General features: G+C 63.1%; 16 protein-coding genes, 1 tRNA gene and 1 pseudogene. 9 read left to right on the top strand and 9 right to left on the bottom strand.

From position 1 onward, the window contains the following. Positions 1-134 precede the first annotated feature (134 nt). On the top strand, positions 135-2,213 hold the full coding sequence (gene fdhF / locus ACFQS4_RS08760; protein WP_497901141.1) for a formate dehydrogenase subunit alpha: 2,079 nt from the start codon (positions 135-137) through the stop codon (positions 2,211-2,213). Positions 2,214-2,300: 87 nt separating this feature from the next. Here the strand turns inward: fdhF and udk are convergent, their stop codons facing one another. Then, a complete protein-coding gene (gene udk / locus ACFQS4_RS08755; protein WP_497901140.1) occupies positions 2,301-2,960 on the bottom strand; it encodes a uridine kinase in 660 nt (219 codons plus the stop codon). Between the two features lie 121 nt (positions 2,961-3,081). Here udk and ACFQS4_RS08750 point away from each other — a divergent pair, with 121 nt between their 5' ends. Further along, on the top strand, positions 3,082-3,846 hold the full coding sequence (locus ACFQS4_RS08750; protein WP_497901139.1) for an aldo/keto reductase: 765 nt from the start codon (positions 3,082-3,084) through the stop codon (positions 3,844-3,846). A 61-nt stretch (positions 3,847-3,907) separates the two neighbouring features. Here the strand turns inward: ACFQS4_RS08750 and ACFQS4_RS08745 are convergent, their stop codons facing one another. Together ACFQS4_RS08745 and ACFQS4_RS08740 are read right to left on the bottom strand one after the other, a co-directional pair. After that, positions 3,908-4,333 carry a JAB/MPN domain protein-containing protein gene (locus tag ACFQS4_RS08745; RefSeq protein ID WP_497901138.1) on the bottom strand — a complete coding sequence of 142 codons (426 nt, stop codon included), beginning with the start codon at positions 4,331-4,333 and terminating at the stop codon, positions 3,908-3,910. Between the two features lie 84 nt (positions 4,334-4,417). Further along, complete coding sequence (locus tag ACFQS4_RS08740) at positions 4,418-5,101, bottom strand: hypothetical protein (RefSeq protein ID WP_497901137.1); 684 nt, start codon at positions 5,099-5,101, stop codon at positions 4,418-4,420. A 118-nt stretch (positions 5,102-5,219) separates the two neighbouring features. Between ACFQS4_RS08740 and ACFQS4_RS08735 the strand changes: the two genes are divergently transcribed. Beyond that, on the top strand, positions 5,220-5,942 hold the full coding sequence (locus ACFQS4_RS08735; RefSeq protein WP_497901136.1) for a VOC family protein: 723 nt from the start codon (positions 5,220-5,222) through the stop codon (positions 5,940-5,942). Positions 5,943-5,956: 14 nt separating this feature from the next. Here ACFQS4_RS08735 and ACFQS4_RS08730 read toward each other — a convergent pair whose 3' ends face one another. Beyond that, positions 5,957-6,247, bottom strand: a complete 291-nt coding sequence (locus tag ACFQS4_RS08730) for a DUF5779 family protein (protein ID WP_497901135.1) — start codon at positions 6,245-6,247, stop codon at positions 5,957-5,959. Positions 6,248-6,409: 162 nt separating this feature from the next. On the opposite strand from ACFQS4_RS08730, the gene ACFQS4_RS08725 reads away from it, so the two are divergent. From ACFQS4_RS08725 to ACFQS4_RS08710, 4 genes and pseudogenes are all read left to right on the top strand, one after another. Further along, positions 6,410-6,480, top strand: a tRNA-Pro gene (locus ACFQS4_RS08725). Between the two features lie 167 nt (positions 6,481-6,647). After that, the gene (locus ACFQS4_RS08720; RefSeq protein WP_497901134.1) at positions 6,648-6,773 is read left to right on the top strand and encodes a hypothetical protein; all 126 of its coding nucleotides are present in this window, start codon (positions 6,648-6,650) and stop codon (positions 6,771-6,773) included. Positions 6,774-6,907: 134 nt separating this feature from the next. Then, positions 6,908-7,012, top strand: a pseudogene (locus ACFQS4_RS08715) (AN1-type zinc finger domain-containing protein); the annotation flags it as partial. A 189-nt stretch (positions 7,013-7,201) separates the two neighbouring features. Further along, positions 7,202-7,984, top strand: coding sequence for a CAP domain-containing protein (locus ACFQS4_RS08710; protein WP_497903171.1), 783 nt, complete (start codon positions 7,202-7,204; stop codon positions 7,982-7,984). 219 nt (positions 7,985-8,203) lie between these two features. Here ACFQS4_RS08710 and ACFQS4_RS08705 read toward each other — a convergent pair whose 3' ends face one another. Together ACFQS4_RS08705 and ilvD are read right to left on the bottom strand one after the other, a co-directional pair. Next, positions 8,204-9,346, bottom strand: a complete 1,143-nt coding sequence (locus tag ACFQS4_RS08705) for a S8 family peptidase (protein WP_497901133.1) — start codon at positions 9,344-9,346, stop codon at positions 8,204-8,206. A 695-nt stretch (positions 9,347-10,041) separates the two neighbouring features. Beyond that, positions 10,042-11,784 carry a dihydroxy-acid dehydratase gene (ilvD, locus tag ACFQS4_RS08700; RefSeq protein WP_497901132.1) on the bottom strand — a complete coding sequence of 581 codons (1,743 nt, stop codon included), beginning with the start codon at positions 11,782-11,784 and terminating at the stop codon, positions 10,042-10,044. A 202-nt stretch (positions 11,785-11,986) separates the two neighbouring features. On the opposite strand from ilvD, the gene ACFQS4_RS08695 reads away from it, so the two are divergent. Then, entirely contained in the window at positions 11,987-12,265 is a 279-nt protein-coding gene (locus ACFQS4_RS08695; protein ID WP_497901131.1) for a HalOD1 output domain-containing protein, read from the top strand. Between the two features lie 102 nt (positions 12,266-12,367). On the opposite strand, the gene rqcH is transcribed toward ACFQS4_RS08695, so the two are convergent. Beyond that, positions 12,368-14,563, bottom strand: coding sequence for a ribosome rescue protein RqcH (rqcH, locus tag ACFQS4_RS08690; protein ID WP_497901130.1), 2,196 nt, complete (start codon positions 14,561-14,563; stop codon positions 12,368-12,370). A gap of 156 nt (positions 14,564-14,719) precedes the next feature. Then, entirely contained in the window at positions 14,720-15,292 is a 573-nt protein-coding gene (locus ACFQS4_RS08685) for a twin-arginine translocation signal domain-containing protein (RefSeq protein ID WP_497901129.1), read from the bottom strand. 797 nt (positions 15,293-16,089) lie between these two features. On the opposite strand from ACFQS4_RS08685, the gene ACFQS4_RS08680 reads away from it, so the two are divergent. After that, entirely contained in the window at positions 16,090-16,326 is a 237-nt protein-coding gene (locus ACFQS4_RS08680) for a hypothetical protein (RefSeq protein WP_497901128.1), read from the top strand. 80 nt (positions 16,327-16,406) lie between these two features. Here ACFQS4_RS08680 and ACFQS4_RS08675 read toward each other — a convergent pair whose 3' ends face one another. Next, entirely contained in the window at positions 16,407-17,015 is a 609-nt protein-coding gene (locus ACFQS4_RS08675) for a DUF5806 family protein (protein WP_497903170.1), read from the bottom strand. Between the last annotated feature and the right edge of the window lie 127 nt (positions 17,016-17,142).

Genomic DNA, 17,142 nt, shown 5'->3' with positions numbered 1-17,142 from the left:
GACGGTCCGAACCGACAAAAACCGTTGCCGGAGCGAGCGAACGGTTTTGGCGATTCTCGGCGATCCATCCCGTCCGGTGACTGTCCGCTCGAGACTCCCAAAGACTGATACGTGTAATGGTAGCAATCGACAGTATGAGCTCCGAGAACGAGGGCGTCGAGACGATCTGTCCGTACTGCGGCGTCGGCTGCGGGCTCACCTTACAGGAGGGTGAGGAGGCGGGCGACGTCACTCTGAAGCCGTGGTTCGACGCGCCCGTGAACGAGGGTGCACTGTGCATCAAGGGCGGGGCCTCGCCGCAGGTGGTCAACCACGAGGATCGATTGAAGACGCCGCTAATTCGCGAAGACGGCGAGTTCCGCGAAGCGACCTGGGAGGAGGCCCTGGACCTGGTCGTCTCGGAACTCGAGCGAATCAGCGAGGAACACGACCCCGACGCGGTGGGCTTTTTCGGCTCCTCGAAGGTGATGAACGAGGAGAACTACCTGCTCCAGAAACTCGCCCGACGCTACGGGACGAACAACGTCGACAACTGCACCCGAATGTGTCACGCCTCGACCGTCTACACGCTCCGCCAGAGTCTGGGCGCCGGCGCGATGACCAACAGCATGGCCGACCTCGAGACCCACGGCGACGTCTACTGGGTCCAGGGGGCGAACCCCGCCGAACAGCACGTCATCGCCCACAGCAACTACTTCCGCCGGGCCGTCCGCGAGGGGGCGACGCTGATCCAGGTCGACCCACACGCCAACAAGACGAGCCGGGACGCGGACATTCACCTCCAGCTCGAGCCCGGTACCGACATCCCACTGTTGAACGTCGTCCTGCACACGATTCTCGAGGAGGGGCTGTACGACGAGGACTTCGTGAAGGAACGAACGCGAGGGTTCGACCACCTCGAGGCGACCCTCGCGGACTTCGACGCGGCGGCGGCCGCCGACACCTGTGGCGTTCCGCTCGAGGACATCCAGGAGGCCGCCCGGATCTACGCCGAGGCCGAAAACAGCGCCATCTTCACCGGCATGGGGATGAGCCAGCACGCCTGCGGCGTCGACAACGTCCAAAACGAGGTCAACCTCGCACTGATCACCGGCAACGTCGGGCGCCCCGGCACGGGCGTCAACCCGCTTCGCGGCCAGAACAACGTCCAGGGCACCTGCGACGTGGGCGCGATGCCGAACGTCCTCCCCGGCTACCAGAACGTCGACGACGACGAAGCCCGGGAGGCGGTCGAATCGGTCTGGGGTTTCGAGATTCCACCCGAACCGGGGCTGACGAACGTCGAGGTCTCGAACGCCATCGGCGACTCGGTCCACGGACTCTACGTCATGGGCGAGAACCCGGTGATGAGCGAACCCGACGCCCTCGAGGTCGAAAAACGCATAGCCGACCTCGAGTTCCTCGTCGTCCAGGACATCTTCATGACCGACACGGCGGAATTCGCGGACGTGATACTGCCCGCCACGTCCTGGGCCGAACGTGGCGGCACGGTCACCAACACCGACCGACGCGTCCAGCGGATGCGAAAGGTGACCAACGTCCCCGGAAACACCCGCCACGACCTGGACATCCTCTGTGACGTCGGTACCCGACTCTTTGGTTCGGGATTCGACTTCGACGGCCCCGAAGCCGTCTTCGAGGAACTCCGGGAGGTGTGTCCGATTTACCACGGCATGACCTACGACCGCATCGGCCGCGAGGGCATCCAGTGGCCCTGTTACGAACCGGGCGACGAGGGCGACCAGTACCTCTACGCCGATTCGTTCGATACCGAGGACGGCCTCGGCGTCGTCCGCGGCGTTCGCCATCAGGCACCTGACGAGGTTCCGGACGACGAGTTCCCGCTCGTGCTCACGACCGCCCGCCTCGAGGAACACTACAACACGGGGACGATGAGCACCCGGTCGCCGACGCTTCGCCGGAAGACTCCCGAAAACTTCGTCGACGTCCACCCCGCCGACGCCGCGAACCGGGGAATCGAGGACGGGGAGTACGTCGTGCTCCGATCCCGTCGCGGCGAGATCGTCCTCGAGGCGAACGTCACTGAGGACATCAAGGAGGGCGTCGTGTGGACCACCCCGCACTTTTCGGACGCCCGAGCGAACACGCTGACGAACGACGTGTTGGATCCGCTGGCGAAGATTCCGGAGTACAAGGCGGCCGCGGCTGAGGTCGAACCGGTCGGCGAGGGTAGGGCGCCGGCCGACGACTGACCGCGGTCAGCGAGGGTGGAGCGCTGACCGACGACTGATCGGGCTCGAGTCGTCGCGGCTGGAACGAGAAAAGAGGATAACGGCGGCTCAGTCGTTATCCAGCGTCTCGAGCGGCTCTCGCGGCTCGAACTCCTCGGAGAGCTCCGACTCGATCTTCTCCGTGAGCAGGTCGATCGCCATCCGGTTGACCCCCTCGGGGATGATGACGTCCGCGTGCTTCTTCGTCGGCGCGACGAACCGCTCGTGCATCGGCTTGACCGTCTCGAGGTACTGGTCGATGACGCCCTCCAGGTCCCGGCCGCGGTCGATCACGTCCCGCTGGATCCGCCGGAGGATGCGGACGTCCGCGTCGGTCATGACGTAGACGCAGAGGTCGAGCATCGCGAGGATCACGTCGTCGTACAGCGCGAGGATCCCCTCGACGACGATGACGTCCGTGGGCTCGACGGTGACCGTCTCGTCCATTCGGTTGTGGCGCTCGAAGTCGTACTGGGGCATCTCGATCGATTGCCCCATCGAGAGCGTGTCGAGGTGCTCGCGCAGGAGTTCCCACTCGAAGGCCGAGGGGTGGTCGTAGTTGACCTCGGTCCGTTCCTCGTACTCGAGATGCGAGAGGTCCTCGTAGTAGTTGTCGACGGGGATTCGAGTGACGGCTTCGCCGACCGCCTCGGCGACGTCGCGGGCGACGGACGTCTTCCCGGCGCCCGTTCCCCCGGCGATCCCGATGACGAAGGAGGGGATACTCATTACTCGAGGATCGAAACGCACGGTTAAGAAGACGGTGGTCTCGGGCGGCTCGAAAGGGACGCAGCGCGAGACCCGGATAGCCGACCGGGACACCGAAATACCGCCGACCGATAGTCGACGTATGGACCTGCCACCGATCGGCCTCGGCACGATGGGCATCGAGGACCCGGACGTGATCGCGACCGCCCTCGAGGTCGGCTACCGTCACCTCGACACCGCACATATCTACGGCAACGAGGCCGTCGTCGGTGAGGGAATCGCCCGGAGCGACGTCCCGCGAGACGAGCTCACCGTCGCCACCAAAGTCTGGGCCGACAGCCTCGCCCCCGACGACGTGATCGACAGCACCGACGCGAGCCGCGAGCGCCTGGGGGTGGAGACGATCGATCTCCTGTACGTCCACCGCCCGATCGAGACCTACGACCCCGAGGCGACGCTCCCTGCGTTCGACAGCCTCCGCGAGCGCGGCTGGATCGAACACGTCGGCCTGAGCAACTTCACACGCGAGGAACTCGAGACCGCCCGATCGATCCTCGTGGCCCCGATCGCTGCCCACCAGGTCGAGTTCCACCCGCTCTTTCGATCTCCGGGCCTGCTCGAGCACGCTCGTCGCTACGAATACCCCGTCGTCGCCTACTCGCCGCTCGCCGGCGGTCGGGTGCGCGACCTCGAGCCCATCGTGACGGTCGCCGAGAAGCACGAAACGACGCCCGAGGCGGTGGCACTCGCGTGGGTCCTCACTCACGACGGCGTCCACGCAATTCCGAAAGCCAGCAGCCGCGAGCACCTCGAGGCCAATCTCGACGCAGCCGGACTCAATCTCGAGTCCGGCGACGTCGACGCGATAGACGCGATCGAGCGGCGTAAGGAGCTGTTTCCCGAGTGACGGTTCGACGGATTAGTCCACGGCGAGTTCGCCGACGAGTCCCCGAAAACGTCGAGCCAGACTACTCGAGGGACTCCACCGGCGGCTCCGCGTCGACGACCTCGAGCAACAGTCGCTCGCCGGCCCGATCGAAGGCGGCGAACGACTCGGGGGTCGGTTCCCACGGCGGAACGGCCACGAAGACGACCTCCGCGAGGTCGTCCCGCCGCGTGACCAGCAGTTCGCCGGTCGGGTGGGAGACGAATCGGCCCTGGGTCTCCCTGGCCGGCGTCGACAGGTTGACGCCGAAGACGGCGTTGACCGCGTTGCCGGGGTCGGGCAGGAAGAAGTCTGTGAACACCGGCGTCTCCGCGGGGAGCACACCGGCATCGACGCCCTCGAGCATCGACGACTCCGAGACGGAGAGGCCCGTCGTCAGGCGCGACGGCTCGGCGTCGGCCGCCAACTCGAGCAAGACGTCGACCAGCCCGCGGGTGATGTAGACCACTGTTACGACCTGAGTTCGGCCCGGAGGCTACAAAGACCTGTTCCCGTCATGGGTTGGCTCGCGGCCATAGTTTGGGCCACAGGGTCAAAACGGCAGGAACTGCCGAACCGCCCCGGCGTACACTCTGGGGGTCCGCCGCCGCGACGTATCGAGGGTCTCCGACAGAATCCGAGCCGCGTCGTCGTGGATACCCTCGCCGTGGCCGACCAGAATGCGTTCGGGCCGGTAGCCGCCGAGCGTCCCACGCGGCGGCGACAGACGGCGCATCGGATGGACGCCGAGCGGTTCGTCGCCCGCCAGGAAGTACGCCACGGTCCCGAGCGATTCGGGGACGATCAGCGTTCCACGGACTGGATCGTACAGCCCGACCTCCTGCCAGAATCGCCCGTCCTTCAGCACGAACGACTCGAGGCCCGTGTCCGCAAGTTCGTCGCCGAACCTGACGACCGGCGCGCCGACCTCCTCACTCACGCCGTCGAACCACTCGGGCAGGTAGACCGCGGCGTCGTGGCGTTTGGCGATCGCTCCCGCGTCGCGCTTGTGCCGGTCGAGCATGACGACGACGCCGGCCACCTCGCCGAGCGACGCGAGTAATTCGTCGACCCCATCGGCGTCGACGGGGTCGAACACCCAGACCTCGCCGTCGATTTCGAGGGCGTGGCTGGCCCGCTTCATCGCCTCCTCTGGATGGGCAATCCAGCCGACGCCGCCGTCGAATCGGTCGATCTCCTGGAGGGCCGTCTCACTCTCGTCGACACGAAAGCTCATGCGTAGCCCTTCGAACGCGACGAATATAAACGTCATACAGGCGAACGAACAGGTCGACCGAAGAACAGATACTCGAGGCAGCGATGGGACTTTGAGGCCATCCGGCGTACTCGGACGCATGCTGACCAGGCTGGCCTGGCTGGGGCTGGAAGTCGAGTTCCTCGTACCCGCACGCCGATTCTACGAGGAGACCCTCGAGTTGTCGGTCGTGGATCGCCCCCTCGCTCGGCACGTGAACGAGGCGCGAAGCGACGACGACGGACGAGCGGTCGCGTTCGACGCCGGTGGCACGGACCTGATCCTCCGGCGACCGACGGGACTCCCGCGCGGCGGGCTCCACACCCACTTCGCCTGCTCGATCCCGGCCGCCGAGTACGACGACTGGTGGGACGCACTCGAGGACGAACACGACCTCCAGGAACACACCTTCGGTGACGCTCGCTCGCTCTACCTCTACGACCCCGACGGCAACTGCGTGGAACTGGGCCAGGGCGACGTTCCGGGGCCGGGCATCGACGGCGTGTTCGAGGTCGTCCTCGAGGTCGCGTCGCTCGAGGACGCAGAGGACCGCTACGGACGTCTGGGGTTCGAGACCGTCGACCGCGGCTCGGATCGCCGTCGCGTTCGGATGAACGGCCTCGTTGCCCTCGAACTCTGGGAACCGCAACTAGGGTTGGCCGACGCCAGAGGTGGCGTCCACGTCGACCTGGGATTCGAGACGGACGACCTGGACGCCGTCGAAGCCGTGCTCGAGGAGTGGGTTTGCTCGCTCGAGCGATCCGACTCGCGACTCGTTGGGCGCGACCCCGACGGCCACCACCTGACGGTGTTCGAGGATTGAAAAGCGAAACTCGCTCAGAGGCGGCTCGTGTCCACGTCGACGCCCGGGGGCGCGACGATCAAGAAGCCCCGAAAGTGGACTAACGTGCCGCCCGCTTCCTTGATGTCTCGAGCGAAGCCCGCCGCCAGTTCGTTGACGTCGCCGTTGACGTTCAGTACCAGGACGTTGCCCGCGTTGACGGCCTCGAGCCACTCTTCGGGGTCTTTCGAGCCGTCGAGGACGTCCAGCAGGATGCTCCCCTCGAGCTCGAGTTCGTCGTCGATGTGTTCCTCGACGGTTCGCAGGTCGAGGTCGAAATCGCTCATGTGCGGAGGTTGAACCCCGACGAGAAAAACGTTCCCCCCGTCGGTAGCGCTCCTGGTCGGGAGTCTAGGTGAGGTCGGCGGGTCGGCGGAAGCGGGCGAAGGAGTCACACCCCGCCCCCGAAGCGATACCCTTAAACGACACACGCGCATCGTTCGAGATGCGGGACCGTGGGGTAGTGGTATCCTCTGCGGATGGGGTCCGTAGGACCCGAGTTCGACTCTCGGCGGTCCCACTCATTCATTCGCGATGCTCACTCAATCGTGAGACCGCCGTACATCGCAAACTCTTCGAGTTTGCTCAATCTCGGCGGTCCCATATTCTGACGCGAACAAATCCGTGAGCGCCAGGACTATGCATTGAGCCGAGATCGAACATGCAAAGGTCTCGTATCGGGCCAGGATGTATCGCGAGGAGATCCGTGCGCTCGTCGAGAGCGCCGAGTACGGCATCGAGAGCTACGCCGACCGTATTCAACACATCATGGGCGTGGCGGAGCGCAACGATAGACCGGAATTCTGTGGTTGAGTATATACTACAACATTGATGGACTGGTTCCTCGCTAACATGGATTAGCAAGGCTACTTAGGAGGGTTTGAATCACAAAGGAGAAGACGTCAGGAAATTTTATATAATTGTAGTGAGGTCTGTGACTCACTCAAATGGCGAATTGTTCAGTTTGCGGCGAGGGGGCCAATATGCCTTATACGTGCAACTACTGTGGGAAAACTCACTGCTCTAAACACCGACTCCCTGAGAACCACAGGTGCCCAAGCAGACATAATGCAAAAACGCTAGGTCCAGAATTCCGGAATTGGAATCAATCACAAGATGAAGGATTTCTCGATAAATTAAGGAAATCGGACACATCGGAACGAAAGCAATGTGACCGCTGTTCAGCGTATACTACTCCCGAAAACGACCTTTGCTTGACCTGCCGTCGGGAAGTGAAGAATATGAACCCGAGCCCGGGCACGAAGGTCAATGGGTCACTTTCAAAAGAGACTGCAGAACCGGACTTGAATCACAGTCAACAGTCCCTATTCTCAAGAATTATAGATGAAACGATGAATGTAGTTTTCTTTCCTGTCTTTTTGATCATAGGGGTGCTAATGTTGATTCTCGGATTACCGATCAGGGTTATCAAAGGCGTTGGCCGTTTCATTCGAATGTACTCAACGCCAATTCTGGCTTTACTACTTGTGGCAGGTGTCGCGGGAGGCTTCGTTTACCTGAACGACGAGACTGACCATTTAGAGGGGCTGGCAAATGATCTCCATGACGACCAATCGTTTGATGAAGCAGAAGTCGAACGTATCTTTCACGAGGAGATTAATCAGGTGCGAACAGAGCATGGTGCTGATTCATTGGCCTATGATGACGATCTCGCTATTATAGCTTCCAAGCACAGCAAGGACATGGATACTCGAGACTATTTCGATCACGTGGATCCAAATGGGCAGGACGTCATGGGTCGGTATCGTGATTATGGATATCAATGTGACGCTGGAGGCGAGAACATCGCGCAAACGTTCGTTCATGAACGAGTTAGAGCGTCCTACAAGGGAAGCACAGTTCGAATCACGGATGAAGAGGAACTAGCAAAACATCTTGTGAAAGAATGGATGAATTCACCAGGGCACCGTGAGAATATTCTCCGAACAGAGTGGCACCGGCAGGGGCTTGGTCTACACATTAGCGATGACGGAGAAGTATATGCGACACAGAACTTTTGTTAATCGCTATTGTTCCGTAGCTGACTCGACACGCCAGGACGGGAGACGATTCCCGACCGGGTGATGGCTGAAGACGACGACTGACCGCGAAAAGAACTACGTCTAACTCCATTCCGGATTCGTTCACCCGTTTACGCCCTCGAGTTGACTATCACTCCGTCCTCGTCGTCTCACTGATAACGAGTCGCGTACCGAGCGACGACGAAACGGGGACCGGTCCGTTCAGCTCGAGAGACCGAGCGCCGCGGCGACGTCGAGCAGACCGCTTCCTTGCTCGTTGTCTGAGAGCCCGATGTCCTCGGCCGTGTCTTTCAATTGCTGACGGGCTTCGGTGTTCGTGTAGCCGTTGGCCATCAACTGGCCGCCCGCGCCGGCAACGTGCGGGCAGGCCATCGAGGTTCCGGAGAACGTGTCGTACCCGCCACCGGGAACCGTCGAGTTGACGTCCTCGCCGGGGGCAGCGATCTCGACCTCGGAACCGGTCGAGGAGAAACTGGCCAGCGAGTCGTCCTCGCTGGTCGCGCTGACGGCGATGAACTCCGGATAGGCGGCCGGGTAGCCGACGCAGTCAGAACACGGGCCGGAATTACCCGCGGCGGCGACGAGCAACACGCCGTTGTTGTACGCGTACTGGCCCGCGTCCCTGAGGGTCTGGGAGCCGGAACTCGCGCCGAGGCTGAGGCTAGCGACGTCCCAGCCCTGGTCGGCGACGTACTCGACACCGGCCGCGATATCGGAGAACGATCCGCTGCCGCGCTTGTCGAGGACTTTGACCGCGTGCAGCGTCGCCTCGGTGGAGACGCCGACGACGCCTTCGTTGTTGTCGACGGCGTCGGCGGTCCCCGCACAGTGGGTTCCGTGGTCGTTGTCGTCGTCCCAGTCTTCGGTACACTGTCCGCCTCTACATCTCACGAACGCCCGGCCGTCGCCCAGATTGGCCTGTAGGTCGGGGTGATCGGAGTCGATTCCGGTGTCGAGGATCGCGACGTCGGCCCCGGCGCCGGTCTCGCCGTTGTCGTGCGCGACGTTCGCATCCACGCGGTCGATCCCCCACGGAGTGGATTGGGCGAGCGCGTGCATCTCGCCGTTCTCCTCGACGTATCGTACGTTGGGGTTGTTCTGTAGTCCGGAGACGGCGCGTTTTGGTACCCGAATCGTCACCGCGTCGAACGCGAACTCGCGAACCGTGTCCGAGGCCGCCTCGAGCGCCGCGGTTCGACCGCGGCCGTTCGAGAAGCCGACGTTGACCTCGACGACGTCGTCCGGGTCGGCCGCTGCCAGCCCGGAGACCCCGGCGGTCGCGAGCGTGCCGCCCACTGCTTTCAACACTGTTCGTCTGTCAACTGGGTGCGTGTCCCGTGACATCCGTTTTCACGTGACACTCACCCAATGATGAACGTTTCGGTCGTAACATCCATATGTTAAGTGAATAGCAAATTAAGTAAGGCAATGACGGTCACCATCGTATATAAAAGTACATTCGAACTAATTTGGAGTCAATAAAGATGTAATAACAACTCCCCAACACAACTGTCTGTGCCGGTTGTATCGACGTATCAACGCTATCGATTCACCTACGATGGTCGAGACAGGGGTCGATATCGGCCACACACTGTATGCTCGAGGGTGGACAGCATCCGTCGCATATTCGACTGGAGTAATATCGTCACACGCCAGACCGGCGACTGGTCGAGTGCGCCGTCACGACGTGAAAGGGGCGTTCGCGATGGTTGTGGCGAATCAGTTCACCTGATCGCTCGGAAGTGTTCGGATCCACACCGACAGGAGTGCGTTCCGATCGGGCGGATACGACCGCTCTGGAGCTTTTTCGCTGCGTATACCGATTCGCAGCGTTCGCACACGGCCATGACGCGATTGTGCTCGCGCAAGGCGATCACCCCGGTTTTGAAGACGACACCGAGGAATTTCAATATTCGCCACGGTTTTCTGATACGATGGTGGGGTCGAGGGTCGAGGGTCGAAAGTCGCATGGCGTCTGTGCGAACAGCTAGTGCGGCGAAACGGACGCCCGTCAGTGATAGAACGCCGCCCGCACTCGCTCAGTCTCGAGTGAGCCGCGGATTCGTCACGGCGCCGTTCGACGCCGAGTCGAAATCCCGACAGTACTTCGCCAGAACGCCCCCGTCGTAGACCGGATCGGGACGGTCCCACGCCTCGCGTCGGTCCTCGAGTTCCGCGTCGTCGAGGTCGACCTCGAGTGTCCGGTCGGGGATGTCGACCGTGACGACGTCCCCGTCCTCGAGCAGGCCGATGGGCCCACCGACGAAGGCTTCCGGGGCGACGTGGCCGATCATCGGGCCCCTGGTGCCCCCGGAGAACCGGCCGTCGGTGATGAGCGCGACGTCGTCTTCGTGACCCGCGCCGACGACGGCCGCGGTGACGCCGAGCATCTCGCGCATGCCGGGACCGCCGCGCGGGCCCTCGTTGCGGATGACGATCACGTCGCCGCTCTCGATGTGGCCCTCCTGGACGTAGGCCATGGCGTCTTCCTCGTGCTCGAAGATCCGGGCCGGCCCCTCGTGGTGGAAGGCGTCGTCCCCGGTCACCTTCAACACGGCACCGTCGGGGGCGAGATTGCCCTCGAGGACCTTGATCGCGCCCTCTTCCTCCTTCGGGTTCTCGACGGTGTAGAGGAAGTCCGCCTCGAGGTCGGCGTCGTTCGCCGGCAGGTCACCAGTTTCCTCGAGGTGAGCGAGTTCCTCGGCGATCGTTCGGCCGGTGACGGTCATCGCGTCGCCGTGGAGCAGGTCCGCCTCGAGCAGTCGGCGGAGGACGACCGGGACGCCCCCGAGTTCGTGGAGGTCGTTCATCACGCGCGTGCCGCCCGGTTGGAGGTCGGCAATCTTTGGCGTCCGCCGCGAGATCTCGTCGAAGTCGCCGATCTCGAGGTCGACGTCGGCCTCGCGGGCGAGCGCGAGGAGGTGGAGGACGCCGTTGGTCGACCCCCCGATGGCGGTCTGGAGGGCGATGGCATTCTCGAAGGACTCGCGCGTGACGATGTCCGAGGGGCGCCGATCTTCCTCGATGCACTCGAGGGCGAGTTCGCCCGCGCGTCTGGCGACCTCGTAGCGCGCTTCGTCCTCGGCTGGTGGCGAGGCACTTCCCAGGGGAGCCAGCCCGAGCGCTTCCGAAATCGAGGCCATCGTGTTCGCCGTGAACATCCCGCCACAGGAGCCGGCGCCGGGACAGGCGTGACGCTCGAGGTCGTCGAGTTCCTCCTCGTCCATCTCCCCGGTTCCGTACGCGCCAACGCCTTCGAAAACCTGGACGATGGTCACGTCCCGGCCCTCGTGCTGGCCGGGCATGATCGAGCCCCCATAGAGAAAGACGGAGGGGAGATCGGTGCGGATCGCGGCCATCATCATCCCGGGGAGGTTCTTGTCGCAGCCGGCGACGGTGACGAGGCCGTCCATCCGCTCGCCGAAGCTGACGAGTTCGACGCTGTCGGCGATGAGTTCCCGCGAGATGAGCGAAGCTTTCATCCCCTCGGTTCCCATCGAGATGGCGTCGGAAATGGTGATCGTGCCGAACTCGATGGGCATCCCGCCGGCCTCGTCGACGCCCTCGAGCGCCGAGTCGGCCACGTCGTCGAGGTGGACGTTACAGGGCGTGATGTCCGCGGCGGGGTTCGCCACCCCGATCATCGGCGAGCCGAAATCCTCGTCGTCGAATCCCATCGCCCGGAACATCGCCCGGTGGGGCGCCCGGTCGGCCCCCTCGGTCACGTCGCGGCTGGTCAACCGCTCGTCTTTTCCGTGGTCGAACGCGTCGTCGCTGCTCATGGTCGCCACTTGGCTCGAGCGTGCATAAGTCACCCCACTCGGTCAAGTGGTGCCGGATTTCGAGGACGAATCGTACGTGTTCGGCTCCGTCCGCTGTGGCACACGCTCGATCCAGCGGGTCTGGCAGGAGCATGACGAACGTCAGACTCCTATCACCACACAATCACTGGGATATTTATCGTCGGTTGTAGCCACCACAAATATGCAGGAGGACCACGATATCGGCTACCGGATCATCGAAGCCATCGCCACGCGAGAGGGGATCGACCCGCTCGACGTCGACCCACCGCTCCACGTCGCAATCGACGTCGGTGCACTCGAGGACGTTCTTCGATCGACGAACGATTCCACCTCCATCTCGTTCGAGTACGGCCGGTACACGGTGCACCTCGACGGGCCCGAGTCGGTCCAACTCACCCCGCGTCCCGAGTGTGACTCCTCCACCGCTTGCGGCAGCCAGTCACACCACAGCGAGGCGTAGTCGGGTACGGACGACGGACGTCGGACGACGGACGACCCTCGAGCTCTCGGTCAAAGTCGAGGTACCTCTTCTGAGCCCACGAACGGGACCGCACGTCGAACGCTACTCCTCGAGCAGCCGACTCCCACCCGGCGGCAGGAAGTGCGCGATCTGGTCAGGGCTCGCAATCTTTCTGACGAACGATTCGTCCGCAAAGCGCTCGCGGAGTTCGCGGTAGATTCGCTTTGCGGCGTCGGCCTGAGCGAACCGGCCAGGTTCGACCTCGATCGTCGTCACCGCCTGGCCCTCGATCGCCGACGGTGGCCCACCGACGACTCGCGTGTACGGCTCACACTGGATGCCCACCGCGACGCCCACCGGCGTGTCGTCCAGGTAGGTCCGGTCGCCGCGAATCGCGAATCCGCCCTTCTCGAGGTACTCGCCGCTCTCGGGCGTCTTCGACACCTGGTCGGAGTCGACGACGTAGACGTCGCCTGCGTACCGGCCGTCCTTCCAGACCGACGAGTACGAAACCGCGAACTGGGCCGCCTCCTCGACGCTCGAGTCGGGAATCTCGATGTCGCCCGAGGACGCCTCGCTGGGGTCGGTGGCCTTCAGGACCGTGACCGGCCCCCCGTGAGCCTGCGTGTGTAACACGCGGTCGCCGCGCTCGAGGTACTTCTTGACGAGTTCCTCGTTCTGGTCGGCGTTCCGACCCCCGATCACGAGGTAGTCGTCGCTGGTCCGGAACCACCGGAACCGCTCGTACCACTGCTCGTTCTGGCGAATCGGGACGGAGGGTTCGGCGAGCCAGTCGCGTTCGTCGTCGTCCTCCTCGTCGGTTTCTTCGTCGCCGCCATCGGCTTCCCACTCGTCGCGCCGACGCTCGATCTCTGCGAGTTCCTCGCGCGTGTCCTCGATCGCCGCCAGGGCACCCTCCTTCTTCTCGGCGATGCGCTTTGCCTCCGTGTAGAGCCGGTCCGCGTTCTTCTCGACCCCGTCCTCGACGAGGAGCGAGATCGGCTCGTCCTCGAGGCGGATCGTCACCGTCCCTTCTTTCCCATTGACGTCGACGAACGGCTGGGCGGCGTCCATCCCCTGCTCTTTCGCCTCGTCGAGTCGGCCGGCGATCTCGCCCCAGGGAACGCTCTCCTCGCGGGCCGAGCGAACGGTCGACAGGAGGTCGTCGACCGTGCCGTAGTGGGCGTACAGCAGCTCGGCCTTCTCGCGCTCGGCCTCGGCTTGCTCGTCGAAGCCCTGTATTGCGCCCTCCTGCTGGTCGATGATCCGCTGGTGCTTGGCGATCTGTTCCTCGAAATCCGGGCGCTGGTCGCGCGGATCCGGCTCGTCTGCGTCCAGGTCCAGCCGGAAGAAGTACTCCTCGAGGGCGCCGTTGAACGTCTCGTGGGATTCGCTGGCGAGGTCTTCGTGCTCCTCGAGCGGGAACGGGGTGACGTCGACGACGTGGGCGTCGTTCATCTCGTCTTCGCGTTCCGCATTCACGTCGTCGCTGTTCCCGTCGCTGCCGCTGTCGCCGTTCTCGTCGTTACCGTCATTCCCGCCGCCCTCGAGATACACCCGCGGCTCGAGAGTAGCGTTTCGCAGGTCGAGTGCCAGTCGCTCGATGGCCTGGTAGATCCGCTCGTACTCGTCCTCGCTCGCGTCCTCGATGTCGAGGGTCTTCTCGACGCCCGCGCGGGTACACAATTCCTCGGCGTAGAGGCCGCCGAAATTGAGCTGGGTCGCGAGCGTCCGGACGACGTCCGTGTCGGAGTCGTCCATCTGCTGATTGAACGCCTCCCGCGAGACGGTAAGTGGATTGACGCGAGACTCCGGGAACTCGTATCGCGAGCCCGGGACGACCGTCCTGGACTTCAGCCGAACGGTCTCGAGGGAGTCGATCACCTCGTACTCGCAGTCGGTGACGGCGACGTTGCCCTGGCCGAACAGTTCGACGATGATCCGCGTCACGCCGTCCTCGCGGTCGAAGACGAACTCGAGGATGCGGTCAAATTCGTACTGCTCGACGCCGACGAAATCCGCCCCCGAGAGGCGGTTGCGGAGCATCATCGCGAACTGCGGCGGGCGCCCTGGCGCATCCGGCACCCGCTCTGGCGAGACGGTGTGGACGCGTTTGCGGTCGCCGACCTCGAGCATGAGTTCGACCCGGCCGCGGTCGAAGTCACGCATCTTGAGGCGAACGAGGTCGTCGCCGTAGAGGTAGGCCTTGTCGACTTTAGCCCCCTCGTAGGATCCGAGTTCACCGACGAGCGCCGCGAGGTCGACGCTGGTGAGTTCCTGCTTTGGCTCGGTGCTCATACACCACAGTGTCGCCCACGGTGGGAAAGACGTGTCGTTCCTCGAGTGTGAAGAGGGCGAGCTCGTACAGTATCTGTCCACGGCTCCCGTTTCGGGCCGCTCACAGCATCGCCTGATCCTCGAGTTTCGAAAAAATCCGAGACGAGAGTAGTCGCGTCAGTTACCGCCGCCGCCGCCGCCGTTTCCGGCATCATCTTCGGTTTCGTTCCCAGCGCCGCCGCCGTTTCCGGCTCCGTTCTCCTCTTCCTCCTCGTCCTCGGCGCCTCCTGCAGCACCTCCACCACTGGCGGCGCCGATATCGAGCTCGAGCAGGTTCAACTCCGGATTGCGGTACGACACGGTGTCAGACGACATCGTTGCCGTATCACCTTCGCTGACTTGCGCCTCGTCTTCGTCGACGAAGAGGTGCCCTAACGGGCCACCCGTACCGATGTCGACCTGAATAATGTACACGTCCCAATCGTCGTCGAACTCGTCGCCGAGTGCCTCGACGAGGGTGTCTCGAGATCCCGAGTCCAACTCGGCGAGGACCGTGAAATCGGAGTCCGGGAAGTAATCGCGACCGTGGATAACGACTTCTCCTTCTTGGAGTCCTTCACCGTCCTCCTCGTCTTCCTGAGCCGCCACGTTCGTGCTGGCACCGGCACCGACAGCCAGGGCGGTTGTTGCTAACGCGCTCTTCTTCATGAATGACCGTCTTCCGTCGTCTGGGTCTCGTTCTTCTCTCATGTCTCTCAGCCCAGGTTGGGCGGTCGATTGTTTGGCCAAGGTTTCGTATAAGTAAGTTCGTTCGTTTCACTTCTTTTCGCAAACAGTCGGGAATAATACCTCGTGCGGACTCAAAAATAGCTGTAGCGGCGCTTCTCTCGTCTATCGAATTCGATCTGTAACTGTTGATTTCTTCACCGAGCCGACGGCCGCCACCGTAACGGACGCATTTCCACCTGAAACGGACGGACAGAGAGGGGTAATGATTCCTCTGTCCGAAACCGGGGGCTCGCTCGAGGTGTCCTGGTAGATACGGTCCCACGGAGCGTGTTCGGTAGTGTGCTCAACCCGCCGTTAAATTGCAGCGTAAACCGCTCATGCCGTCGTCCAGCGCCACTGGACCAATCCGAACCAGCAATAGGAGTCTGGTTTTGGCGGGGCAATTGAACCAAATTTCTCCCCGAAACGGCTCGATTACGTGAAAGTGAACACCCGGTCCAGTACGGCGATCATTGGGGGCGAACGCGATCTCGCCCCGTTTTCCGTTACGAACAGCGCTCGATATTCTCGTCGGCACGTACGCTGAACGCCACGAACGGCGAAAGCGTCCGTCGTACAATGAAAAGGAACAATCAGTGCGGGCCGAGGGCGGCTCCGAATGAAGGCCCCCGTTTCGACGCCGTCCCTCGAGCCATCGACGGAGCGTCATCGTGTTCTCTGTTGATCCTACGGTCTCCCTGTCCCCAGGCGCTCGAGTGGCACGTTTTGATGAGTTTGTCAAAAGACTCTGTGTTACGGCCGTGGTAGGTGTGCGTGTCATGACCGACCGAAACGAACTCTCCGAGGTCATCGCACAGTGCACCAATTGCGGGAACGTGTACGCCTCCCACGTGAACCCCGATGGAACCGTCAGCCCGATCGGGCAGCGAAACGGCTGCTCGTGTGGCTCGAGCGAGTTCACCGTACTCGAGGGGGATCGCACAGCCGCTGGGCCTCCGCCCGGTACCGAACGCGACCACGACGGAACGCTTCGTAACCTCTTTCACCTGGCCTAATTGCTGAGCGGCCGATTTCCGACCGCAGCGCGTCGAGGAGATTCGTCGAGAAGTCGTTTCACAGCCGGCCTGTAGGTCGCCTACGTTTCCTCCTCCCGGAGTTCCTTGCTCGCCTCGCGAACCTCGCGCATCACGCTCGAGATGCGCTCTTCGGCCTCGAGTTCGTCCTCGACGGAGAGGTCAACGCCCTCGACCTCGAGGAGGAACTTCGCGACCTCGGTGGCCTCGTACATCACGTCGTCGAGTTCCTCCGCGGTGAAGAAGTCACACATCGCGCCGTAGAGGAAGGTCGCGCCCGACTTTCGAACTTTCTCTTCGAAGGACGACCGCGCCTGGTTGACCGCCTGCGGGGTGTAGGTGTCGGTCATGAACGGCACGAGTTCGGGCAGGTTCTCGCCTATTTTGGTCATCTCGACGCCCGTCTCGGTCCGAAAGTCCGAACAGAGTCGGGCGATGGCCCACTCGCGGGCAGTGACGTACGTTCGGTCGCGCAGGAACTCGTTGACCCGGTCGTACTGGGCGCCGTCCATCTTCTGGAAACGAGCGTACTTCTGGACGTCGGCCGGGATCTCGTCGTCCTCGTCGACGGCGTCGGGATCGGGGACGCCGGGCATCGGCGGTTCGGGCGTCGCCGTCTCGTCGCGGTCCTCGCTCGAGCGAGCTGTGTCCCGTTCGGATTCGTCGTCCAGACTTTCGGGTTCGTCGTCTCGTGCCTCGGCTTCGACATCTCGTCTCTCGCCTTCGACGTCACGGCCCTCAGATTCGTCGTCCCGTTCCTCAGGTTCACCTGCTGTGGTTCGCCCCAATCCGCCCTCG

The sequence above is a fragment of the Saliphagus sp. GCM10025317 genome (assembly GCF_042663665.1).
Lineage (GTDB): Archaea > Halobacteriota > Halobacteria > Halobacteriales > Natrialbaceae > Natronosalvus.
Note: the sequence above shows the minus strand (reverse complement) of the source record. Positions and strands in the feature narration are given on the sequence as shown.